Below are 22,414 nucleotides of genomic sequence, written 5' to 3' on the forward strand. Positions count from 1 at the left end.
GATATAAAAATCTATAGGCCCTAATCATGTATGAGTATCGACTAATAGAGTTTAATTCAGACAAAAAAGAAATCCAATTGTTTTCAAATGAATCATCATTGCAATTAGTTTTAGCTGAATTTTATAAAGATAAATTTAATAGGATATTTAATAAAGATGGTAGTTTAAATGGCTACTTAACTATTTTTGTTAACTCAAATCAAATCACATCAGTTAAGGACGTCAAACTTAACCAAAATGATGAAATTTGTGTTGTAAGCTCTATAGCAGGCGGGTAGAGAAATGGATAGGTATCAACGACAAGTCTCTGTAATTGGCGAGAGGGGTCAAAAAATAATAAGTAATGCAAAAATTATGATTATTGGATTAGGGGGAATAGGAAGTCCAGTTGCTCAATATTTGGCAGCAGCAGGAATTGGAAGTTTAATCCTAATTGATAATGATAAAGTGGAGCTATCTAATTTACATAGACAAATATTATTTAATGAAACTGATATTGGATACTATAAAGCTGAAAGAGCAAAAGCTGTGTTAAGTCACGTTAATCCACATGTAATGATAGAAGCATACAATAGAAAATTTAATGCAGAATTTGGTTATTCTCTTGTTAAAGATGTTGATTTGATTATTGATGGCTCTGATAACTTTGAGACTAGGTATCTTGTCAATGATATTTGTATTTTAAAAGAAAAAACATTTATAAGTTGCAGTATTTTTGTCAATATAGTTCAACTTATTTTATTTAATACTAAGCGTCTTTGTTATCGTTGCTTATATCCTAATCTCCCTCCTGCTGGTGAAATTCCTAACTGCTCAGAAGCAGGGGTATTAGGAACCGTAACAGGAATAGCCGGAACAATGGCTGCTAACCTTGCTTTAAATTACCTACTTCACATAGAGGATCCTGAAGAGCCGCAAATAAGAATTTTTAATGCGAAAGATTTTAGTATGTCTTCTTTTCCTATAAAGCAAAATAATGACTGTTTAGGATGTAAACAAAGGAGAATTACCTTAACTGATTTAAAAAGCAGTTCGACAGAGTATGGAATTTTGCTCGAGGATATTAATAGAACCGAGCATTTCCTGGTTGATATAAGGCAAAAGGAAGAGCGAGAAGCAATTAAACTTGATGATGATCTTTTTTTTCCAGTAAAAGAGAATAATAACTATGATTTCTTTTTATCTTATAAAGATAAAAAAATAGTATTTTATTGTGCTTCTGGACATCGAAGTAAATTGTTTGCTTTAGAGCTTCGGAAATTAGGAGTTGAAGCCTATTATCTTAAAACAAGCCTTGTATAAATGTCTATTCATCCAAAGACTTCTCTTAGAGCTCGGGACTTTAGTGAAACATTAACTATATTAACTCCCTTTAAAAAGCTAGCGGGAATAACAAGGTTAGCAAATTTAACAAATCTAGATTACACCGGATTTCCTGTTTATTCCGCAATAAGGCCTAGAGCAAAATCATTAACTACAAGTCAGGGTAAAGGGTTAACAAAGGAAGCTGCACAATGTTCTGCATTGATGGAATCTATTGAGGTGTATTTTGCCGAAGAAATAGTTCCTGAAGTAACAAATAAGTCCGAGTTAGAATTAGCTAGAGACAAGATGTCGTTCATACCAATAAGCAAACTCGCTAAAACTATTTTATTTTCCAACCCATTGCAAAAAATTAACTGGGTAAATGCTAATTTATTGTTTACGGGTCAATCCGTCCTCGTACCTTTTCCAGAATATTCATTAAATTCTTATTTACCAGAGGTTTTGATTTACTCTCCTGATACAACGGGACTAGCCGGAGGAAATAATTTTAATGAGGCTCTCTTACACGGAGTACTTGAAGTAATTGAAAGGGAAAAAACTTTGAGAGAAAGTAGAATTACTTATGATAATAATGAGTTAATTGGAAAATTATCAGTTTACTTTGATTACGTAATTAATTATCAAGAAAATATCTATAATATACCTTCTTTTGAAGTATTGCTTAGATCAAAAAATCCTTTTGAGAATCAAATATTATTTAAGGGTAATGGATGTCATTTAGATAAAACGATAGCGTTAAATCGAGCTTTTACTGAAGCAATTCAGTCTCGAGTAACTACTATAGCTGGTTCTCGCGATGATTTAGTTGATTCAAAATATAATTCGGAGGCTAGTGAATTCCCTAACTCTACGAATAAAAGTGAATTTACTGAGATAATAAATTACTCAACCCAAACCGTTAATGATGCACTTAATATACTTTATGAAAAAATAAAACAAAACAATCAAGATATATTAGTGTACAAATACTACGATAAAGAAATATGTGTTTTAAAAGTTAAACTAATTTCCTTGGATTTGATTTGCGATGAATGAAACAGCTGTTTTTTTAGAAACTTCTTTATCACATCAAGAGGCAATAAAATTATTACCAAATGCAGATTACTTACCATCGGTAAAAAAAGGAGATGTACTTAAAGCTATACAAAAGGGATATAAGCGACTTGTTATTATTGATGGAAATTTTTCTTGGGCGCCTTCGGTGTGGCATAAAGAAATATTAATTGCTCTAGATTATGGGATAGAGGTTTTCGGAGCTGCCTCAATGGGGGCTATAAGATCTGCAGAGCTTGATGTGTTTGGTATGAGAGGATTTGGCCGGATTTATGAAATGTATAAAAACGAAGAGATTGATGGTGATGATGAAGTTGCTATCGTTTATTCAAAGTACAACAATAGCCAAACAATTCCTATGGTTAATATTCGTGCGACCCTTGAACAAGTGAGTATAGACAATAAAGAGGAGAGCCTTAGGTTAGTACAATCGATTTTTTATGGTGAAAGAACATGGGATAAAATTTCGAAAGTTCTTTCATATGACCTTTATCATTTAATTAAGATAAATTATATAGACCTGAAAAAGGAGGATGCTAAGTTATTATTACTTTATCTAAATGAGCATCAAACTTATGATAAAGACTTAAATACTTGTAGGCAAAAACGGAATTTTACACTTTTTGAAAAAAAATTAATTGAATCTACTTTATCACCTGTCTTGTTTAAATTTGAATTAGAAGGAAAAGAAGGATTTGCTGACCCGCGCCGAGCAAAAAATCTTATTAAATTACTATCAATTCCTAAAACAAAAATAAATTTACTTTATTATCAATCGTTGCTTGTTATGATAGATCAGCAATCATACGATATACCTGAAAAGGAAATCATCTATCAAATTGAATTATTTAGAGAAGAACATAATTTGCTGCGAGGGGCGGAATTTATTAGCTGGGTAAGGGGTAAATACTTATATTATTCAAATCTCATGGAGGTATTTAAAGATTATGTAAAATGCAATAAGTACTTGGTAAGTAGCTACGACTATAATAACTATTTCAATTAAAATTATCTCCTTAAAAAATTCTTTTAAATTTTCCTTATTCCTGCACTTAGGTGAATGCACCTGATCTTAAATAATGATTCAATATCATTAACACTCACAAAACAATTAATTATGAACGTAGAACAAGCAGTATTTGAAATTTTGGAAAGTTGTATTGTGTGTTTGCAAAAAGCAGCTTTAGAAATTGAAGGTTTTGATTTTGATAAACACGCAGAAGCAGCAGCATTTGCATATGCTCTATTAAAGCGGCATCAATTATTCTTAATTTATTCTATTGAGAATGAAACAGTACATTGAAATATGTAACTGATAAAGAATTTTAAAAAATGAATAAATGTATGAGGGATGGAAAAATATTTATATTAACTCGCATACTCATAATAAAGAGCTACTTGAACGTTAAGTTAAAAATCATAAATTTGGGGGTGCAAATAGCACACTTTAAAAGTTATCAGGAACAAGCTAACTAATTTAGGCTTAAATCATATACGTTTTATGGGAGAGCATAGATGCTAAAAAAAATCTTATTTACGGTTGGTGTATTATTTGTCTCAACACTTACTGCTGCAACCTTAAAAATGAACACCGATGCTGTAGGGGAAAAAGCAGCTCACTTCTTAGAACATCTTGATGATACGGTTAGAGCTTTTCCTCGAGCTTTAAGGCATCAGAATCACGTTGAATTTGATGCGCTTCAACTGTCACTTTTACTAAATCAGTCAGCCAATATTGAGCAGAAGCTTGATGTACTCATTGCTGAATTAAGGAAAACAAATCAGCTGCTCGCAGAGAAAAAGTAACGTTATTTATTAATTTTTAAAAGTTTAAAAATTGAGCATAGATTGGGCTCAGGGGATTTTTTTACCCAAAAAAGTGTATTTAACAAAAAATAACCATTATCAGGAGAGAAAGGATGAAAATAAAAACAGCAATTAATACGAATAAAAGCGTTTATTGGCAGTTGTTTATTATGATGGTTTTGGTGGGAGTCAGCCTTTTTTATTCAAATGATAGTCATGCAACAAACCATTTAGGAACACTCAAAACCGATATTGTAGATACTTTTGGTGCGAAATCGGATGTTCCTTATTTTTTGCTGTTAGCAGAAGGTGTTGTTGGGGCTATGGCATACATTAAGTCAAAGAACATTATGGTCTTAGCAGGCGTACCTGTACTAATGATTTTCACACACTTTGCATTGAGCTAATCATGAAAAGCTACAAAACATTTGTATTGTCTGATGAGCCAAAAATTCTTGGTATTCCAGTGACCACGGGCATACCCGTATTACTGTTGACACTGATTGGCCTTATTACAGGCTATGCAACGCAGTTGTTTTTAATTGGTGGCGCAATCAGCATGTTTATGCACTTTAAGTTTGGCGGTCTTCCAATTCGGCAGTTTTATGGAATCGTGTACTGGTCGTTGCCAAGGCTTCTAACTGGGCTAATATTCCGCGCCTCACCCGATTCAGCCAATCGCTTATATATAAGGTGATTAATCATGGATATTAAATTTAGAGATGACGCTATATCGAAAAATAGGTTGGTTTTACGCATCACTTTTATTTGGGCATTAGTAAGCTCCTGTTCCTTATTGGTGGTAACGGTCATGAGTTTTCATGCCTTTAAACATCAGAAAATGCTTTGGCTACCTGTATGTTCACCGACTGATTTTTCCATTAGCGAAACAGATTATTCACCTGGATATTTAAAGGAAATGGCTAAGAAAGTCATTGATTTACGCCTGACTTACAATCCTGAAACCATCGAATCACATTATAAAATGCTAGCCAACCTGACAATGAGCAATTACCAGGAGCAAATTAACAGACTTTTATCGCACGAGATTGCATCTGTTAAGAAAAAAAGCATAAGCAGTGTGTTTTATACCGATAAAGTTTCAGTTGACACAAAGCACCATGAAGCCCTTGTTTCTGGTTTCTTACATCGAACGTCACATGGTCTTGCCTTAGAGCCTAGTTATAGACAATACAAATTAAGTTTTGCTTTTAAAAATGGAGAGCTTAGTCCAATTTCTATCATTGAGGTAAAAAATGAAAAAGCTTAATACAGCCATTTTATGCAGTGTTTTAACAAGCACGCTTTTTGCTAAAGCAATAGCCATTCAAGATGGTGAAGGGGTTGATTTAATACTTTCAAAAACCAACTTTAACCGTCTTTCAGTTAAAGGTGATGAGATTTCAGAGATTCGTTTTCTAGAAGGTGCGTTTACTGTAGAAAAAAATGAAAAAGCAAATCTTGCTGATAACCAAGCTGCAACAGAGTCTATTTACTTACGTCCTACTTTTGAGGATGAATTAACCTTATTTATTGAGACTAGAAAGAAACATCATTTTTTAATTCGGGTGCGTTCTGATGAACAAACTGGAAAAGATATTCAATTGGTATTAGCACCTTCAAATAAGCCTTTACCAAGTCTTGCTAAAGCTCAACCTTCTATCAAAAAGCTAGCCAATATCAAATCTAACAATGCTTCAGAACGAATTGATGAGCTCATTATTGAAGATATGGCAGCGCATAAAACACCAAAAAATTTTGATGAATTAAAGGTCAATGGTCAGCCTTTTTACTTACATAAAACGTTAAAAGTTACACTTGCCAAGTCTTATCAGGGTAATGGGCTTAAAAGTTATATATACCGCGTTGAAAACACCGATAAAAAACCAGTTGAGCTTAAAAAGAATTGGTTTGAGAGCAATAAGAATTTACGAGCCATAAAGTTAAGCGAGTCTGTGTTATCACCCGGGCAATCTGCTTGGTTATACAGTGTCTATAACACTCAGATAAGAGATTTATCATGAAAGAAAAATTAAAAGCGTTACAGACAAAACTTAAGTCAAAACATAAAAACATCAACATGCGAGCCAAAAGAGAGCAGACGATAACCGCTCTTTCAATTGCCTGCGTATGCATATCCTTTTATGGGTTTTATTTATATACCACTAAACATCGTGTAAAGCCTATTTTAGCTAATCAGGAGATAGCCTTTGATGGAGTTTTTGACAGTAAGTTTAGTCAAGACAGTGATGAGGCAGTACTTTTAAAACAACAAAAAGAAATAGATGAATTAACTGCACGCTTTAAAAAAACGGAAGAGAACTTAAAAAGTCCTCCAATTGTTACCTCTTTTAAAGAAGATGAAGAAACTAAAAAATTAGTTCAGGCTCTTAGTGAAAAATTAAACCAATTGGAAAAAGAGAATATACACATTTTTGAAAAGTTGCAGGTTGCAATGCTTAAAGGACAACAAGCAAGTCTTGGCGTAAGGCCACCAACCAAAGAGGAAATGGCAGAAAAATTAAGAAGAAAGGCCCTTAATAAACGGTCCTATTATCAAAATGCAGGACTTGAAACTGTTCGATTTAATTCTTCGAGAAAGGGCTCGTTTGAGCGAAGACCAGATAATTATGTTTGGGCAGGTACATTTGTGTCAGGAATAATGCTAACAGGGGTTATGGGTGATGCTGGAGTCAACGGACAGAAAAATACAGGAACAGTTTTAATACGCTTAGATGAAAACGGTACGATGCCTAATGGAAAAAGGTCACGATTAAAAGATTGTTTTGTTTTAGGCTCAAGTTATGGTGATTTATCGGGTGATTCTGTCGTTATTCATACAGAAACACTCTCTTGTGCCAGCAATGATTTGAATTTTGAAATTAAGGTATATGGTTCGGTTTATGATCAAGACGCCATGCAAGATGTTCGTGGGACGCCCATATTAAAAACTAAGCCCTTATTAGAATACACAGCTGCAGCGGGGCTTATAGCAGGTATTGGTGATGGCCTTTCAAATTATGGCAGTATTCAAAGCATTAATCCTGACGGCTCACTATCTAAAATTTCTCCCTCTTCAATTGGAAGGATGGCTGCAGGAGGCGCAATAATCAATCCCGCTAATAAAGTCTCAGAATATATTATGAAAATCACAGATATCTATCATCCTCTTGTTGTTGCACGGGCAGGTCGTCGGGTTTCGGTTATGTTTATTAAAGGGTTTTGGATTGATAAAGCACATCAAAAGTTTGAGTCAGAAAAAGCAATTGATAATGAACAAGCCCAATTAGAAGAAAAAGCTGTAACCACGACAATCACTAGAGTTAATAGTCATAACGAATTGATTAACTCCAATGTAAATCAGCCTGTATTTGCCAAAATAAATCAAGAAATTGCAGAAAAACAAAAAACGTTGTCATTAGATAAGTCTAATGCCGAACAATCGTTTCTAGCACAAAAAGGTTATGAGCCAAAACCGCTATTTTCTGAATCCAATCCTGGAGATGCACCATGAAATCATATCAATTTTACATACCCTTTATTCTTTTGAGTCTTCTATCTGGATGTGGCAAAACGATTTTCGATCAAGACGCGCGTTGTCCATTTGTTGAAAGGGGAGGATGTCAAAGTATGGAAATAGTTAACAAGATGGTAACAGAAAGACAATTTACTCGAGACGGCCTGTTTGTACAGCAAGCTTGTTTAGACTGTGAGCGTGTTGTTTTAAAAGACCAGCATTCAAGCTTTAGGCAAAGCGTTTATAAATAGGAAAGATTATGTCAAATAGAAATTTTATTAAACAGGGCTGTAATTATTTGACGCAAATTTGGAAGAGCGTATGGGATGCTGAAGACGTCAATGTGCCATTGATTCAGAAACGTATTAAATCAACCCAAGCTTATGATTTAAATGATTGTTCATACCCGTCATTTTCTGATTTGTTACCCTACCGTTATTTTGATAAGGACACTGGAATATTTTTTAACAAACAAAATGCCGGAATTATTTATCAAATTGTTCCATTAACAGGTGCTAATGAAACAATTGCAGAGCAGCTTGATGATATCTTAAGAAGTAAGGTGGCAGATGAATTTACTCTACAGATGTTTTTAGTTAAGCATAATCAGGTAGGCTATCTTATCGATGACTATGCGCACCAATTTGATACTGATGACTTTTCTGAATTGAGACACATCGGCAAAAAACTGCACTCCTTTTATCTTAATGCTGCAAGGCATGGCTTTAAAACCAAAGACCTCTCAAAACCGAGTTTAAAACACACCGAATGTTTTGTTGTTATTGATTGTGTTAAGGATTCCGAATTAGAAATTAAGGCTAAATTATCTAGATTTCGTGTTGCATTTGAAGCAGCGTTATCTTCTGCAAAAATTGGTCATATCCGAGGGAATGTAGAAAGCTTTTTAAGATTAGGAAGATTTTTCCTAGCTCATAATCCTGATGAAATATACCCACAGCGTGTTGATTATCAAGAAGAAGAGCCACTTCATTATCAAATGACGGGTCTTGATTTTGATTGTGAAATTCAAAAAGAAGGACTCTTGCTCACAGGTGCTAACAATAAGGGTAAGAGTTTTGAAACAGCTGTTTCTGTTTTGACTATCGATAAATTACCTGCAAATTATCATCTTTGGTATAATGTAAATAACAATAATTTTATTTTTGAGAAAGGGCAAAACATACCATGTAATCATATTATTTCTGTTATCTATAAGGTTGATAAGCAGGCATCAGCACTCACACGAGCAAACAGAAAAACACGTGATTTAGATAAAAAAGCCAAAAGTGAATATGCCATCCAAGTTGCAGGAACTGAAGAGCAAGCTAAAACTTGGCGTGCCTTTCGTGAAGATTTAGCGTCACATAAAACCAAAGCAGTAAAAATGCTCTATAACGTGATTTTATTTTCAAGACCTCACGAAAAGTCTCGCGATATAGAAGCAGCTCGAACGGTTTTTAGTTACAACCATATTACTTTATCTTTGATTAAACACATGACGATGCCTTATTTTTTGGTATCTATGCCATTTATGTTTACTAATCACTTGGCAAAGGACTTTTCATTGCCACGGATGATGTGGCCTATATCCTCCTGGAATGCTACACAATACATGCCGGTTATTTCAGATTGGCAAGGGCTTTCAAAGGGTATATTAATGCCTACGATGCGTGACCAATTTAATTTATTAAATCCATTTGATGATAGCCTCGGTACTAATTTTAATATGGCCATCACAGGAACTTCAGGAGGTGGTAAAAGCTTTGCTATTCAGATGATGATGCTCAATGTCTTGTTTAATGGCGGTGATGTTTTTGTCATTGATATTGGTGGCAGTTATAAAAAACTGTGCCATACACTTGGGGGTAATTATCTAGAGTATGAAAATCTCGCCATGAATCCATTTACTCATGTTAAAAATATCTTTGATGATATTGATGATATCGTGGATTTATTTGAGCTACTTGCCTGTTCACGAAGTAAAGCTAGTGATGACGATAGAGGTACATTACGTGAAGCGGTCATGGAATCTTTTGATAGACAAGGAAGCCTAACCTGCATTGATGATATTTGCGCTGTATTACAACAATTATTCGAAAACGAACCTGATACCTATCCAACAGCCAGAATCCTTGCCAAAAACTTAAAACGTTATTGTAAGGGTGCTGAACATGGACGTGTGTTTAACAGTCCTTCAAAGCTTAACCCTCATGCCCGAATTATTGTTATTGATTTGAAATCTATTGAAGATAATGCGGCCATTCGAGGCCCAGTTTTGCTTTCAGTTATTTCTCAGATACAGCGTAGAATGTTTGATTCCAATCGTTCACGTCAAAAAATGTGCATTATTGACGAGGCCTGGAAATTCTTTACAGGCGATGTTATTGCAACTCAATTTATTACCAAAGGTTTTAGAACTGGAAGAAGACACAAGGCTTCCTTTGTGACAATTACCCAAGGAATTGCTGATTATTATAAATTTGATGAAGCTCGTGCTGCTTGGGATAACTCAGCGATAAAAATGATCTTTTTACAAGATCAAGCCTCACTTTTAGAGCATAACAAGCAGCATGAAACATTCTCAGAATATGAAATCCAACTTTTAAGAGTGTTCCCAAAGGCTAAAGATGCTGGCTATTCGCAAGTTCTGATTAAAGCTGGTGGTTTATCTTCCTTTCATCGTTTATTTGTCGACCCTTTTACACGCGTGATGCTGTCATCAGATGGTGATGATTATACAGCAGTCGAAAGGTACGTAAGCCAAGGTATGCGCTTTGTTGATGCCGTGTCACGGGTAGCAGAAGAGCAATTGGGAGTAGAGCATGTTTAATTCAATAAGAATTAGTTTTTTTCTGGTTATGGTTTTAATTACCTTCTTAATTTTATGTGTGTTCCTTATGCGAGGAGATAGGAATAATGTGGCCTTTATTGATATGCAGCGAGTCATGTCACAACCAGCCACATTACTTTCAAAAACAAAGGCAACTCATCAAAAGCAACAAGAAATCTTAAAAGTCTATGCGTCTAACCTTTCAGAAGTAATAAGAGATTACGGTAAAAGCCATAAATTGACCATTATCAGTGCAAATGTCTTAAGCAACTATGGTGGCTTAGATATTACGGATGAAATCATAAGCCTAGGGCTCAACAAAGTGAAATATCATGACTAGAAAGAACAGTAGTCTAATGACAATAATCCTGTTGCTTTTACTAGGAATTCAGAGTGTATACGCTAATACGGTAGCACGTTTTGGTGGATTATTTCCCGTTATCGAAAAAGATATCCGTGAAGTTATTCTTAATAAATTATCTGCATTGGAAAACTCAGGCGAACTTAAAAAGCTAAAGAAAGACGTTATTGAGCGTGTTGAAAAGCAAATAGAAAGGCCAAAGCCTTCTAATCTTACAACGACTACAACGCCTGAAGTATTTTACGTCGATCCTTCTATTACTATTAATGAAGATATTTACAGTGTAGATGGCAAACCCATTGCCAAAGCAGGTGAGAGGATTAATCCTTTTAAACGGATTAATTTTACAAAAACATTAATATTTTTTAACGCCGATGACAAAAGACAGATTAATTGGGTAAAAGCTCAATATGGGCAATATTCTCACGTTAAATTTATTTTAACAGGAGGTAGTATAAAAGAGGCGCAATCTTTATTTGGCAGAGTTTATTTTGATTTAAATCAAACCTTATCAAGAAAGCTACATATTAAGCATGTCCCCTCGGTAGTTGTTCAGGATGGTTTTGTTTGGAAAATCACAGAGGGCGCTATCTTATGAAAAGATTAATCTTCATTATTATGTCCTTGGTTGCCTTTAATAGTTGTGCTTCTGTATGTAAAGGCCATTTTGTTAACCCCATAACTGATGTTTGTTGGGATTGTATTTTTCCCTTAACAATAGGAAGTTCTAATGCAGTCAAAGGCAGTTATCCTGATACTGAAAATCCCAAAAATTATATCTGTACTTGTGTCAATAATAATATACCTAGAATTGGTTTAGCTATTGGTTATTGGGAGCCGTTTGCCTTAGTTGATGTAACCAGAAAGCCTTTTTGCATGGTCAATTTAGGTGTTCAATTTGATTTTGGCCATAAAGGTCTTGGAGGCTCACAAATGCCTTCCGAAGATGGGTATGGTGCTTTTTATTATGTCCATTGGTATAAGTATCCTGTCATATACTGGCTTAATATTATTGCCTCATTAGGTTGTGTGCAGAATGATGGTTTTGATTTAGTCTTTCCAAGCGAGCTTGATCCTACGTGGAATGACTCAGAGCTTTCTTTCGTACTAAATCCTGAGGCCACCCTCTTTTCCTCAATGACTGCACGTATGAGTTGTGCTGCAGATGCGAGCAAAACACTTTTTGGCAAAGCCATTGATTCTTTGTTTTGGTGTCAAGGTGCGCAAGGCTCAACTTATCCCTTAACAGGCTTTGTGGCTAATCAGACAAGTCCAATCTCTGCTGCCTTATTATTAGCCGAACGAACGGATTATAAACTACATCGCTTAGGTGCTATTTGGGATTCAGTTGGAAAGAATTCTCCAGCGCTTTGCCAAACTTATGCATCCACCATTATGTCTAAATCCAGATATCGCTACCAAATGACCAATACCATTGCAGAAGCTTCAGATTGTCATCCATTTGGACATACGACTACCAGTTGGGAGATAGGCCATATTCGGCCTGGAGATGGTGATAATTATGGATTCTTAATTTGGCGCAAGCGAAATTGCTGCTTTTTGTGAGGATTAATTATGAAATTTTTATTGGGAATAAGTGCAATTTTAATGGCATGGAGCTTTAACCTTGAAGCTAATGTTAATGATTATATCAATCGGGTCGCTAATGAAAGCGAGCAGCTAAAACAAGCAGTTCCATCTAACCAGATTAACGACATTAAAACGGATTCGTTTGCACAATTGGAAGAATATAAGCCATTGGTCATGAGTGTTCGTAATTCAAAAAATTCAGCTAGCAGGCAAGGCGGAAAACCTGCAGAGGGGGCAATATTATTTATCTCTTTTTCAATGCCTGAGGAAACTATTTTAGCCTTAGCAGACGAAGCAAGAAGCTATGGCATTCCTGTCGTCATTAAAGGACTTATTGACAGCGATTTTAAAAAGACACTAGAAAAAATCATGGCGCTACATGAAAAAGCAAAAGAAACAGGACGCAGTTTTTCAGGATTTTCAATTGATCCTGTTTGGTTTGAGCAATTTGAAATTAACACAGTTCCTGCTTTAGTTGTCACGCGAAGGCCTTCTTGGTGCTTGTATCAAAAGGCCTGCCCCAACCAACCTTTTGACATGGTTTTGGGTAATGCTTACATCAGAAAATCTTTGAAAGTGATAGCAGATAAAGGTGAGCAAGTACCTGAAGTGGCACGTATGATTTTGGAGAAACATCATGTTTAAAGAAATAGTCATACTGCTACTTTTTGTGCCTTTAGTATTCGCAGGTCAAACAGATACAGATTACATGGACTATAAAAACCGCGTACAGGCATTGCGTGCTCAAGCTTTTAATGCTGCAAGAGGTTTTGAACCTAGTAATACTTTAAAAGATTACACGGAAAATCCAGAGCAAAAGAAATATTTTCAGGAAGTTCAAGCACAACACGATCATTTACCAACTATTGCACAACAAGAATTAAGTAAAGATAGGGCAGGCTCAACAGTTTATAAGCATTTTGCTGATAAGCCTTTAGTTGAAATTAATAAAAATTCTGAAGCTATTAAAAAGGCCTTGCTTATTGAAGAGCAGAGCCACGCCATTGTAAATGGTCAATCTAATAATGAAATTCATTGCGAAGGAAAGCCTAAAAATTGTCGTCAAATTAATGAGGAAGAACAATGTATCTATACAAATAATAATAATGAAGATAAGCGTTTTATAGGTTGTGAAGCTCAGAAAGAAAGAGGATGTCAACAAATCTTATCTCAGTGTATTAAACAAAGTGAAAACCACTGTGTGTCTTTTAGGCAAACCTATTTATGTCCAAAAACGCATTGTGATATGCAAGTTGTTTGTGCCAAAAACATTTTTTGTGCAGACGGTGGGTGCGTCAATACACAAGAAAGCAGTAATGCGAATATGGGAAAAAATGTATCAGCACTAGCTGCAGTATCAGCCAGTGGTAGAGAGTATGTAGAGGTAAGAGAGAAATCGCCTGGTAAGAATAGGCCATCTCCCAAACCTCGTCAAAAACCAATTAAAATTTTTCAAGGAAAGGCTGTAAGTTGCAAAATTTATGATTGGAATTTTTTAGATTGCTGTTCCGATAAAGGCTGGGGAGAGAAACTAAATCTCGCTCATTGTCCTCATGAAGATAAAGCATTAGGCGAAGCAAAACTTGCTTATCGCGTCCATTTCTTAGGTAAGTTTTGTGCCAAACATTGGCCTAAGCCCATCAAAGGATGCAAAAAATGGAAAAATACATACTGTGTTTTTGATTCCAAGTTATCAAGAATTATTCATGAAGAAGGCCGTTTAAAACAGTTAAATGCGAATGCCCTAGGTTCAGCTAAATACCCATTATGCGACGGTTTAACTGTTGAAGAACTTAAGCTTATTGATATGGGCCGTATCGATTTTATAGAGCCTGTCTATCCTTATCTTACAGGTAGCCCTGACAAAAAAGCTGGTATTGCCGATGATATATCTTTAAACGCTCCTAACTCAGACTCACTGTTGTCTCAAACATCTGAAAGAATTAAAAAACGCATGGAGCAAAACGTATGAAACTAATTTTTACCTTCCTTTTATTGATACCCCTAATTGTATGTGCAGATATGACAGAGCATAAGGCGCATGGCTTTCATTGGTACAGTACTGAGGCTCAAGAACCAGAAAGGATTATAAAACTTCAAAAACCACCTGCAAAAGAGTCATTAGAGCCTTATGAAGAACTGCTAGCAAAGCGTAAACAAACAATGAATTTACTTGCAGAATCTTTACTCAGGCCTTCTGTTGAAAAAACCACAGCCTATATTTCAGCGCAACAAGAAATGGCCGAACGCCATCAAAAGTTTGTTCAAAATTGGGAGCGAGCATTATTGATGAATCCACAATTGGATCATCGTTTGAATGTCCCAACAGATAACAATGCTATTGCGACTAAAAATGATGAGCAGAAAATCCTGACAGAGGCGATAATTAGTGAAAGTGCGAAACGATTTGGTCTTATTTTTGTCTATCAAGGCAGCAGTACGCTCGCACAACGATTCTCTAGTGTTTTATTGCTGTTTGTCAAAGAACATAATTTCGCCATGATTCCTGTATCAGTTGACGGAGTTATGATTCCAGAAATAACAGGCTCTAAAATTATTCCTCTTGCCTTTTTAGCAAGTAAGCTACCTGTAAAGCAGCAATACTTACCGGCTTTATTTCTCGTTAATTTAAAAACCCAGCAATTATCACCACTATCTTATGGCTTCATTGCTCTATCTGATTTAAAGACACGATTTTTGGATGTGGCGACCGATTTTAAACGATTCAGTTATGCAGGTTTGGGAGTATAGAAATGAAAAAATTTATATTACTTTTAATGATGGTTTTTTGTAGTGCATCTTTTGCAAATCCTGCGCTCGATTCAATTAATTTAATATTGAAGAAAAAAAGTCAAAGCAATACTTATTCAGCAGAAATAAAAGATTTACAAAAGCATTATCAATTTATTTTTATCCATCGCGCTGATTGTCCTCATTGCCATAAATTTGCTCCCATATTAGATGACTTTGCAAATCACTATAAGATACCAGTGCAGGCATACAGTGTGGATGGAGGCAATCTAGCGCCCTTCAAATCAGAGCCATTAACACCTGAATTATTTCGAACATTTTTTTTATCATCTGGGTTTAAGCCAATAGTGCCTGCTCTTTTTCTGCTAAACAATGACACCTTTGAAGCCTATCCTGTTTTATTCGGTGAAGCACAAGCCTATCAACTCTCAGAGCGCATGTATGAATTGCTGGAGCATATCAAGGAGCAGTTTCATGGCTAAATTAAGAAATCTTGTTATAGGGATGCTAGCTGTAAGTCAAATAACAATAGCAAGTCCAAGTTCTGAATTGAATCATTTTTTTAACAACCTTGGTTTTGCCAGTAATGTTACAGGTGCTCACGCTTACCAAACTCAGGCTGCAGGTTATATTTCATCAGGCAGCATGTATGTTCGAAACCAAGTACGTAATATTCAGATCGCTCACGTTGATGTACCTGGATTTCGTACAGGTTGCGGCAGTATCGATATTATTGCTGGTGGGTTTTCCTTTATCAGCACAGATCAGATAACGCAATTTATGCAATCCATCCTTTCAAGTGGTGCAGGCTATGCACTAAACCTAGCACTTGAAACAGAATTACCCGAAGTTGCTCATTCTATGCAGTTTGTTCAGAAGCTTGCTAATGATATCAATAGCTCAAACTTAAATTCATGTGATATTGGTGAAACGCTAGGGGGCGCGCTTTGGCCAAAAAATCGTGCCGAGGGGCAGCGAATTTGTGAAGATATTGGTATGAAGTCCGGTTATTTTGCTGATTGGGCTCGCGCAAGGCACGGATGTTCAACAGGCGGGGAGGTTGAATCACAATTATCAAAGGCGAAAAACGATCCAACTTATAAAGATAGGGTCCCTTATAATAAAAACGTCGTTTGGGATGCATTACAGTTAAATCAATTCTTAAGACAAAATAAAAAACTTGCTGAAGCCTACATGTCAATATCAGGCACTGTGGTTTTTGATAAGCAGGGTGCTTTAACGACTTATCCCTCTTTAATCCATAATCGAGATTTTATCAAAGCCATGCTTTATGGTGGTAAGTTGCCTAGCTATAAATGCAATGATATTCAAAAAGATTCTGCCTGTATTGATGTAAGTTATTCAGAAAATACCAATCAGATTATTGAGGTTAAAGACAGTATTGTTTTTAAAGTACAAGAGCTGATTCAAGGTATACATGACAATATCCGAGCAGGGACTGCTTTAAGCGCAGAGCAGGAAGGCTTAATTAATATGACGCATGATTCAGTATTTCGCTTAATTGCTGCTAATGCCCAAGAAGGTATAAGTATTCAAGGAAGTTATGCGTTAGCACAAAACATAGCTACCGATATTCTGTCTCAATATCTTTCTAACTCCTTATCTATTATTCGCTCATCCTTATCAGGGCATGATATAGGCGCAAATAACCAAGAAAGACTGTTATCGAATTTGCAGGAAGCCCAGCGTTATGTAGAAGATTTTTCTAAAGAGTCACGAGCGCGTTTTAATCAAAGTATGCAAACAAACACACTTATTCATGAAAATGTAAAACAAGCCTTTAGCGCTTTAAGCCCTCTGTTGCAATCAGCATACAAAGAAGGAGTAAGAGTATGAGTTTCGGTGAGGCCATGTTGGCTATTTATACACCGCAAAATGGTGCCTATTTTAAGGAAACATTGGATGCTGTAGCGAGCGTTATGAAAACAGAAACCTTTAGCGACGCTATAGATTCTGTATTAATACTGGCTTTTTGTATGGCAGCATTTATATTTGTGAAGGGTAATAAAGTCCAAGCGCTATTTCGCTACATTTTAACCACTTTCTTTGCGCTATATTGCCTTATTGGTATTACGGTTCCTGTCAATATACAAGATATGCAACGCCCGATGGATGCGCTAACAGTAGATAATGTTCCAATCGGTATTGCGCTTCCAGCCTCAATTATCAGCCGTTTTGGGTATGCTATTACTGTGGTATTTAGTGATGTATTTAGAACGCCCGCTGATTCTGATTATATTAAATCAGGCATGATTTTCGGTTCACGCACCTGGTTAAGCTCCACTAGTGCAAGTTTTAATGGTTCACCTGAACTTTCACATGATGTATCTGCTTTTATTAGGCAATGTATTTTTTCTGCCAAATTATTAGGCAGCAGACAAATTAGCGCCACTGAATTAATCCAAAATAAAAATTTGCAGGAATTATATCTTGGTGATGGCAGTTCCAAGCATTCTCCAATATTTAGAGTTATTTTTAGAGATGGTCAAAATAGAAGTTGTACAGATGCGGCAACTAATTTAAGGGCAAGAATCAATACGGCTGTGGATCAAGAGCTGTCAGCTTTAAGCCGTTTAATGAGCAATGGTGATAAGAGTAAATATGAAGAAGCCTTAGAGGCCGCTCATAAATATTATATGGGGGTGTCTAAAACTTCCGCGCAAATACTCACTCAAAATATGCTTATTAACGCCACGCGAAATGCTGCTCGTGATGCATTCGCTTTTAATGGTGCTGATGCAGATTTAATGAACTATACCAATACAGCAAGTATGCAAAAGATGCACATAGCTGAGGCAAATAGCTTTTGGCTTGCAAGTTATCGGCTACCGTATTATATGACTGTATTTTGGATGCTAACCGTTTGCATATTTCCCTTAGTTTTTTTAATCTCACTTTTCCCTACTACCCAAAATGTATATAAAGTATATTTGCAATCACAAGCCTACCTCTGGACTTGGCCTCCTTTATTTATCATTATCCACTTTTTTGTCTCAATGGCTTCAGCAACTACAACCAATATTTTCAACCAACAGACAGGGGGAGTGAGTTTCTCTAATATCGATTCATTAGCAAATCTACAAAGTTATTTTGCTTATACTGCAGGAGCGTTAGCCGCAAGTGTTCCTTTCCTTGCTTACTATATAACTAAGGGTCTCGCTTCCGTGTTAAGTCAGGCTGCACAACATTTTGGCGGCATTGCCCAATCTCTTTCAACCTCAGAAGCCCAGTCTATTGCTCAAGGCAATGTGTCAATGGCGTCTTATAGTGGTTGGAATATGAATTATGACAATACTAACGCTCACAAATTTGATACTAATCGCTCGTTTGCAGAAGGCAAAATTACGGCCCAACATGACAATGGTGCATTGATTTCAATGTTGCCAAATGGAACATCCGTAGGCAATGTTCAACCAGCGATTAGTAGTGCTGTTGTTGGTATACATGGTTCAGAACGGGTAATCGATAGCTTAAATCAAAGCGCACAGCAATCTTTCCATAACGCAGAGCAGCATCGAGTTGCTGCTGATAAGCATTTACATCAAGCTTTTTCGGGACTTTCTCAATTTAATGATGCAACGTCTATTGATACTAGAAATGGTGCAGGTCTTAGTAAAACTGAAAGCAGCTCTTATCATGAAGATATTAGGCAGATGAAGGACTCCGTTCAGCAATATAATAGTCATCACGATGTATCAAAACATATCTCTCTTGATCAGGCACTTACTGGAAAAATTGATACGGGAGGGTCTGCTTTGGGAATGATTGGCAAACTTGCCTCCGGAGTTTCTGTTGAAGCAAGTGGTAGTTTGCGACATGGAAACCAATACAGCGATAACCTGCAAGACTTTTTTAATTCAAGCGAGGGGAGTGCTTTTTCGAGTGCATTTAATCACATGCAAACAACAGCACACAATCAACATCTTGATGTATCTGATTCCACTAGCCTTTCAGGCTCTGAACAGATTGCTGCTAATATTTCAAAAGGTGCATCTTTAATGTCTCAGGCTAGTGCTGAATTTTCATCAGGGCTTAACTATCAATCTGCAGGTGCCCATGCTAGGGAGGACGCTTTAAGTATTGATGCAAACTTTAATCAAGCTTTACATGATTATGTAGCTCATCGCCATGGCGCCACTGGGGTTGATACCATGCTTAGATCAGATAGCGCAAGCATCCAAAAACAGCAAGCGTATGCTAAAGAGTTTATAAATTCAGAAGTAGGAAAAAGCATGATAAGCGAGAGCGTTCAAAGTCAGCTTAGTACAGCCAAGTCGGCTATTTATAGACAATATCAACAAAATTCAAACAATATAAAAAGCAGTACTACTTCAAATATTGAGAATTCGCATCAGAAAAATTTATCAAACGTTGCCCAGAAAATTGATGGTAATGGAATTGGTTTGACTAAGTTAAACCAGCAAACACAATCCGAAATTGACACGCTTATGCATGGTTATCAATCAAGCTCAGTCACTGATGCGTTTAGACAGCAAGAGAGCGTTACAAAAGATGCAATTAATCACCAAAAGGATAGCCTTTCAAGTATTCATGCAACCCAGAAAAAACAAAGTGAACATCAGGGTTAACTTAATTTAAGGAGTAATACAATGACTAATACTAAAGCTTTTCAGGCATCCTTAAGGGAAGACATTGAAAACCTTCCAAATCTTCAATTGGATAGCGTCTCGCCCAGTAGTTTTTATTTCCCACTCCTTAAAGAATGGTTTCGATATTTTATCATATTGTGCCTTGCAAATGTAGTTGTTGTTTATGGTCTTGCCTATACAAGCTCTTTTTATATCCGAGGCGTACATCACTTGGCACGTGATATTATTCTACCCAATTTCTTCTTTTCCCTTGCTTTGCTCGTATTTTTAAGCCAGTACCACATCTTTAGACTACTCGCTAAAGATAAACTTAAATCGCTTAATTATATCCAAGAGGTCATTAATAAATTGGAACTCGTATTCTTAGCTCTATTTATACTTTTTTATGCATTCTGTCTTCAAACTGAAGGTGATATTGCAGGCACGATTATGGGCGCTTCCGTTTCTGCTTTCGTTTCTGCTTCTTTATGCATGGGATTAGTGGTGATGTTTGGCGCAGCACGTGTGGGTTTACCTGTTATTTTAAGCCTAATATCTAAATTTCTTGAAAAAAAGCAAGATAATCAAGCAGAGTAAGAAGCATATCTTATGAAAACATCCGGTCTACATTTTATTAGAGGCGGCCAGGTTTTTGACTTTAGCATGCGCATGATGTTTCAAGTCTTAAACAGAATTCTGGCTTGGGCAATTTTAGGGTATTTTCTACTTGTTATTGCTCTTCTATACCTAAGTTCGATGAATGAAATTTATCTTATCGCTATAAAGTTGATTAGTAATATTTTGACTCATATGGGTAAGGGCAATATTGTTGTCTGGCATTCAGATAATGCTATGTTAACTGCATATCAGGTCGTAAATTCTAAGCCAATCGCATCTGCGATCATAGTAGCAAAACAAGTTCTTTGGAGTCACTTAATTAAGGTGCTTTATTATTCCGGTATAGTTTATCTATTCATTGTTTGGGCATTTTATTACTTATTTAAAAAACAAGGAGAAAAACTAAGTCAGGATAAATACCTATCAGGAACAAGGCTTGCTAAGAATACCAAAGAGACGATTAAATCACTTAAGAAATCAGGTAAAGAACTCTCTGATATCAAACTTTTAAACTTGCTACCCATGCCCAAACACTCTGAAAAACAGGGAATACTATTTCACGGCTCAACGGGCTCAGGAAAAACTCAAGCCTTAATGCATCTTCTAGAGGAAATCAGAGCAAGCGGTGATCCGGCTATTATTTATGATAAGGAATGCACGATTAAGCCGTATTTTTTTAATTCAGAGAAAGATATTGAATTAAATCCAGTCTCTGTGCTTTGTGCTAATTGGGATATGTGGGAAGAATGTGCCAATCCTTTAGAGCTTGGAACGCTCGCAACCTACCTTATTCCAAAATCTGTACAGGGAAGCGATCCCTTTTGGGTGGATGCTGCACGAACTATATTGACCTCCATGGCTTGGAGAATCAAAGATTGGCCTGACAAAAGCGCCATTGTGCTTTTACAGTTATTGTTGACAACGACCTTAGATGAAATGCGCGGCATTTTGAAAGGAACAGAGTCTGAAAACTTAGTTAGCAAAGAAATCGAAAAAACAGCCATATCGATTAAATCTGTTATGGCTACTTATACAAAAGCATTGCGATTTTTAGAAGGGTTAAATACTAAAGATAAGAAAAAATTTTCAATTAAAAATTGGGTGGCTGATACCTGTCGAGAAGACTATAACAACGGTTGGCTATTTATAACATCGAGGTCACAATACCATAAAGAGATAAAGCCAATTGTGTCCCTTTGGCTTGGTCTTGCTATGCAGGCTGTGCAGTCGCTAGAAGCGAATCATAATCGAAGAATATGGCTTATTATGGATGAGCTGGCGAGTCTTCATAGACTTGAAATGTTATCGGATACCATGGCTGATATTAGAAAATTTGGAGGCTGTGTTGCTATTGGTATTCAGTCTATTGCTCAGCTTGATTTTCTTTATGGTACCCATGAAGCGAGTGCTATTGCTGACTTATTAAATACATCCATTTATTTTAGAAGTCCAAAAGCCAAAGTTGCTAAGTGGGTATCGGATGATTTAGGTGAGCAGGTTATTACAGAAATTAAGGAAAGCCGCTCATACGGCCCTGATTCAGTGCGAGATGGTAATACAGTAGGCACACAAAGAACCACTAGAAAAACTATTGAACCTAGTCAAATTATGACACTTGAAAACCTCGAATGTTATGTACGTTTAGTAGGTAATCATCCTATTACATTTGTTAAAAATAATTATGTTGAGCGTGAAACTATTTGTAAGCCACTTATTGAGCGACAAATTAACTTTGATGCATTAGATAGTATTAATCAGGCGATAATACAAATTCAAAGTGATCGCAATATTGATGAAAGTGTAAGAAAAATCAATCTTTTCGAAAAAGAAGCATTAAGCCTTGCAGAAAGAGAACCAGGTCTTCAGTCTTCGGCAGAAAATGAAACAGAGAATATTGAATCTAGTGAATCTCCTATCGTGATTAAAGAAATATACAACTAAGGATAGGGAGT

24 protein-coding genes are annotated in these 22,414 nt (G+C 36.1%); all 24 read left to right on the forward strand.

The window, feature by feature from the left end; genetic code table 11:
• Positions 1 to 26 precede the first annotated feature (26 nt).
• The 24 genes from DYH30_RS15430 (at position 27) to traD (ending at position 22,403) form a co-directional block, all read left to right on the forward strand.
• Positions 27 to 278: a ubiquitin family protein gene (locus DYH30_RS15430; RefSeq protein WP_115332657.1), complete on the forward strand. Its 252-nt coding sequence runs from the start codon at positions 27 to 29 to the stop codon at positions 276 to 278.
• A 4-nt stretch (positions 279 to 282) separates the two neighbouring features.
• Positions 283 to 1,302 carry a HesA/MoeB/ThiF family protein gene (locus DYH30_RS15435; protein ID WP_115332658.1) on the forward strand — a complete coding sequence of 340 codons (1,020 nt, stop codon included), beginning with the start codon at positions 283 to 285 and terminating at the stop codon, positions 1,300 to 1,302.
• Positions 1,303 to 2,361, forward strand: coding sequence for a YcaO-like family protein (locus DYH30_RS15440; RefSeq protein WP_115332659.1), 1,059 nt, complete (start codon positions 1,303 to 1,305; stop codon positions 2,359 to 2,361).
• Positions 2,354 to 3,385: a TfuA-like protein gene (locus DYH30_RS15445; protein WP_115332660.1), complete on the forward strand. Its 1,032-nt coding sequence runs from the start codon at positions 2,354 to 2,356 to the stop codon at positions 3,383 to 3,385. The genes DYH30_RS15440 and DYH30_RS15445 overlap by 8 nt, the downstream gene beginning before the upstream one ends.
• Positions 3,386 to 3,439: 54 nt before the next feature.
• Complete coding sequence (locus tag DYH30_RS15450; RefSeq protein ID WP_242604790.1) at positions 3,440 to 3,682, forward strand: hypothetical protein; 243 nt, start codon at positions 3,440 to 3,442, stop codon at positions 3,680 to 3,682.
• Positions 3,683 to 3,894: 212 nt separating this feature from the next.
• Positions 3,895 to 4,185: a hypothetical protein gene (locus DYH30_RS15455; RefSeq protein WP_115332661.1), complete on the forward strand. Its 291-nt coding sequence runs from the start codon at positions 3,895 to 3,897 to the stop codon at positions 4,183 to 4,185.
• A gap of 113 nt (positions 4,186 to 4,298) precedes the next feature.
• On the forward strand, positions 4,299 to 4,592 hold the full coding sequence (locus tag DYH30_RS15460; RefSeq protein WP_115332662.1) for a type IV conjugative transfer system pilin TraA: 294 nt from the start codon (positions 4,299 to 4,301) through the stop codon (positions 4,590 to 4,592).
• A 2-nt stretch (positions 4,593 to 4,594) separates the two neighbouring features.
• A complete protein-coding gene (gene traL / locus DYH30_RS15465; protein WP_242604791.1) occupies positions 4,595 to 4,882 on the forward strand; it encodes a type IV conjugative transfer system protein TraL in 288 nt (95 codons plus the stop codon).
• Positions 4,883 to 4,888: 6 nt separating this feature from the next.
• Positions 4,889 to 5,455 (forward strand): TraE/TraK family type IV conjugative transfer system protein, encoded by a 567-nt coding sequence (locus DYH30_RS15470; protein WP_115332664.1) that lies wholly within the window; start codon positions 4,889 to 4,891, stop codon positions 5,453 to 5,455.
• Positions 5,442 to 6,209 carry a type-F conjugative transfer system secretin TraK gene (gene traK, locus DYH30_RS15475; protein ID WP_115332665.1) on the forward strand — a complete coding sequence of 256 codons (768 nt, stop codon included), beginning with the start codon at positions 5,442 to 5,444 and terminating at the stop codon, positions 6,207 to 6,209. Before DYH30_RS15470 ends, traK begins: the two co-directional genes overlap by 14 nt.
• On the forward strand, positions 6,206 to 7,699 hold the full coding sequence (locus DYH30_RS15480; protein ID WP_115332666.1) for a TraB/TrbI/VirB10 family type IV secretion system protein: 1,494 nt from the start codon (positions 6,206 to 6,208) through the stop codon (positions 7,697 to 7,699). The genes traK and DYH30_RS15480 overlap by 4 nt, the downstream gene beginning before the upstream one ends.
• Positions 7,696 to 7,953: a hypothetical protein gene (locus DYH30_RS15485; RefSeq protein WP_115332667.1), complete on the forward strand. Its 258-nt coding sequence runs from the start codon at positions 7,696 to 7,698 to the stop codon at positions 7,951 to 7,953. The genes DYH30_RS15480 and DYH30_RS15485 overlap by 4 nt, the downstream gene beginning before the upstream one ends.
• Before the next feature lie 8 nt (positions 7,954 to 7,961).
• On the forward strand, positions 7,962 to 10,532 hold the full coding sequence (gene traC, locus DYH30_RS15490) for a type IV secretion system protein TraC (RefSeq protein WP_115332668.1): 2,571 nt from the start codon (positions 7,962 to 7,964) through the stop codon (positions 10,530 to 10,532).
• Entirely contained in the window at positions 10,525 to 10,872 is a 348-nt protein-coding gene (locus DYH30_RS15495) for an OmpH family outer membrane protein (RefSeq protein ID WP_115332669.1), read from the forward strand. Before traC ends, DYH30_RS15495 begins: the two co-directional genes overlap by 8 nt.
• Positions 10,865 to 11,491 carry a type-F conjugative transfer system protein TraW gene (traW, locus tag DYH30_RS15500; protein WP_115332670.1) on the forward strand — a complete coding sequence of 209 codons (627 nt, stop codon included), beginning with the start codon at positions 10,865 to 10,867 and terminating at the stop codon, positions 11,489 to 11,491. The genes DYH30_RS15495 and traW overlap by 8 nt, the downstream gene beginning before the upstream one ends.
• Entirely contained in the window at positions 11,488 to 12,459 is a 972-nt protein-coding gene (traU, locus tag DYH30_RS15505) for a conjugal transfer pilus assembly protein TraU (RefSeq protein ID WP_115332671.1), read from the forward strand. The genes traW and traU overlap by 4 nt, the downstream gene beginning before the upstream one ends.
• Positions 12,460 to 12,468: 9 nt before the next feature.
• A complete protein-coding gene (trbC, locus tag DYH30_RS15510) occupies positions 12,469 to 13,128 on the forward strand; it encodes a type-F conjugative transfer system pilin assembly protein TrbC (RefSeq protein ID WP_115332672.1) in 660 nt (219 codons plus the stop codon).
• Positions 13,121 to 14,455, forward strand: a complete 1,335-nt coding sequence (gene traN / locus DYH30_RS15515; protein ID WP_115332673.1) for a conjugal transfer protein TraN — start codon at positions 13,121 to 13,123, stop codon at positions 14,453 to 14,455. Before trbC ends, traN begins: the two co-directional genes overlap by 8 nt.
• Positions 14,452 to 15,234: a type-F conjugative transfer system pilin assembly protein TraF gene (gene traF, locus DYH30_RS15520; RefSeq protein WP_115332674.1), complete on the forward strand. Its 783-nt coding sequence runs from the start codon at positions 14,452 to 14,454 to the stop codon at positions 15,232 to 15,234. The genes traN and traF (DYH30_RS15520) overlap by 4 nt, the downstream gene beginning before the upstream one ends.
• Positions 15,235 to 15,236: 2 nt before the next feature.
• Positions 15,237 to 15,716, forward strand: a complete 480-nt coding sequence (traF, locus tag DYH30_RS15525) for a conjugal transfer protein TraF (protein ID WP_115332675.1) — start codon at positions 15,237 to 15,239, stop codon at positions 15,714 to 15,716.
• On the forward strand, positions 15,709 to 17,091 hold the full coding sequence (locus DYH30_RS15530) for a conjugal transfer protein TraH (RefSeq protein WP_115332676.1): 1,383 nt from the start codon (positions 15,709 to 15,711) through the stop codon (positions 17,089 to 17,091). The genes traF (DYH30_RS15525) and DYH30_RS15530 overlap by 8 nt, the downstream gene beginning before the upstream one ends.
• Positions 17,088 to 19,844, forward strand: coding sequence for a conjugal transfer protein TraG N-terminal domain-containing protein (locus DYH30_RS15535; RefSeq protein WP_115332677.1), 2,757 nt, complete (start codon positions 17,088 to 17,090; stop codon positions 19,842 to 19,844). Before DYH30_RS15530 ends, DYH30_RS15535 begins: the two co-directional genes overlap by 4 nt.
• Before the next feature lie 21 nt (positions 19,845 to 19,865).
• Positions 19,866 to 20,441: a hypothetical protein gene (locus DYH30_RS15540; RefSeq protein WP_115332678.1), complete on the forward strand. Its 576-nt coding sequence runs from the start codon at positions 19,866 to 19,868 to the stop codon at positions 20,439 to 20,441.
• 12 nt (positions 20,442 to 20,453) lie between these two features.
• Entirely contained in the window at positions 20,454 to 22,403 is a 1,950-nt protein-coding gene (gene traD, locus DYH30_RS15545; RefSeq protein ID WP_115332679.1) for a type IV conjugative transfer system coupling protein TraD, read from the forward strand.
• The last annotated feature ends 11 nt before the right edge of the window (positions 22,404 to 22,414 follow it).

This window comes from Legionella busanensis (genome assembly GCF_900461525.1).
Classification (GTDB): Bacteria; Pseudomonadota; Gammaproteobacteria; order Legionellales; family Legionellaceae; genus Legionella_C; species Legionella_C busanensis.

Coding starts and splice junctions, on each gene's coding strand:
- DYH30_RS15430 (WP_115332657.1), top strand. CDS start 27: ATGTATGAGTATCGACTAATAGAGTTTAATTCAGACAAAAAAGAAATC.
- DYH30_RS15435 (WP_115332658.1), top strand. CDS start 283: ATGGATAGGTATCAACGACAAGTCTCTGTAATTGGCGAGAGGGGTCAA.
- DYH30_RS15440 (WP_115332659.1), top strand. CDS start 1,303: ATGTCTATTCATCCAAAGACTTCTCTTAGAGCTCGGGACTTTAGTGAA.
- DYH30_RS15445 (WP_115332660.1), top strand. CDS start 2,354: ATGAATGAAACAGCTGTTTTTTTAGAAACTTCTTTATCACATCAAGAG.
- DYH30_RS15450 (WP_242604790.1), top strand. CDS start 3,440: ATGCACCTGATCTTAAATAATGATTCAATATCATTAACACTCACAAAA.
- DYH30_RS15455 (WP_115332661.1), top strand. CDS start 3,895: ATGCTAAAAAAAATCTTATTTACGGTTGGTGTATTATTTGTCTCAACA.
- DYH30_RS15460 (WP_115332662.1), top strand. CDS start 4,299: ATGAAAATAAAAACAGCAATTAATACGAATAAAAGCGTTTATTGGCAG.
- traL (WP_242604791.1), top strand. CDS start 4,595: ATGAAAAGCTACAAAACATTTGTATTGTCTGATGAGCCAAAAATTCTT.
- DYH30_RS15470 (WP_115332664.1), top strand. CDS start 4,889: ATGGATATTAAATTTAGAGATGACGCTATATCGAAAAATAGGTTGGTT.
- traK (WP_115332665.1), top strand. CDS start 5,442: ATGAAAAAGCTTAATACAGCCATTTTATGCAGTGTTTTAACAAGCACG.
- DYH30_RS15480 (WP_115332666.1), top strand. CDS start 6,206: ATGAAAGAAAAATTAAAAGCGTTACAGACAAAACTTAAGTCAAAACAT.
- DYH30_RS15485 (WP_115332667.1), top strand. CDS start 7,696: ATGAAATCATATCAATTTTACATACCCTTTATTCTTTTGAGTCTTCTA.
- traC (WP_115332668.1), top strand. CDS start 7,962: ATGTCAAATAGAAATTTTATTAAACAGGGCTGTAATTATTTGACGCAA.
- DYH30_RS15495 (WP_115332669.1), top strand. CDS start 10,525: ATGTTTAATTCAATAAGAATTAGTTTTTTTCTGGTTATGGTTTTAATT.
- traW (WP_115332670.1), top strand. CDS start 10,865: ATGACTAGAAAGAACAGTAGTCTAATGACAATAATCCTGTTGCTTTTA.
- traU (WP_115332671.1), top strand. CDS start 11,488: ATGAAAAGATTAATCTTCATTATTATGTCCTTGGTTGCCTTTAATAGT.
- trbC (WP_115332672.1), top strand. CDS start 12,469: ATGAAATTTTTATTGGGAATAAGTGCAATTTTAATGGCATGGAGCTTT.
- traN (WP_115332673.1), top strand. CDS start 13,121: ATGTTTAAAGAAATAGTCATACTGCTACTTTTTGTGCCTTTAGTATTC.
- traF (WP_115332674.1), top strand. CDS start 14,452: ATGAAACTAATTTTTACCTTCCTTTTATTGATACCCCTAATTGTATGT.
- traF (WP_115332675.1), top strand. CDS start 15,237: ATGAAAAAATTTATATTACTTTTAATGATGGTTTTTTGTAGTGCATCT.
- DYH30_RS15530 (WP_115332676.1), top strand. CDS start 15,709: ATGGCTAAATTAAGAAATCTTGTTATAGGGATGCTAGCTGTAAGTCAA.
- DYH30_RS15535 (WP_115332677.1), top strand. CDS start 17,088: ATGAGTTTCGGTGAGGCCATGTTGGCTATTTATACACCGCAAAATGGT.
- DYH30_RS15540 (WP_115332678.1), top strand. CDS start 19,866: ATGACTAATACTAAAGCTTTTCAGGCATCCTTAAGGGAAGACATTGAA.
- traD (WP_115332679.1), top strand. CDS start 20,454: ATGAAAACATCCGGTCTACATTTTATTAGAGGCGGCCAGGTTTTTGAC.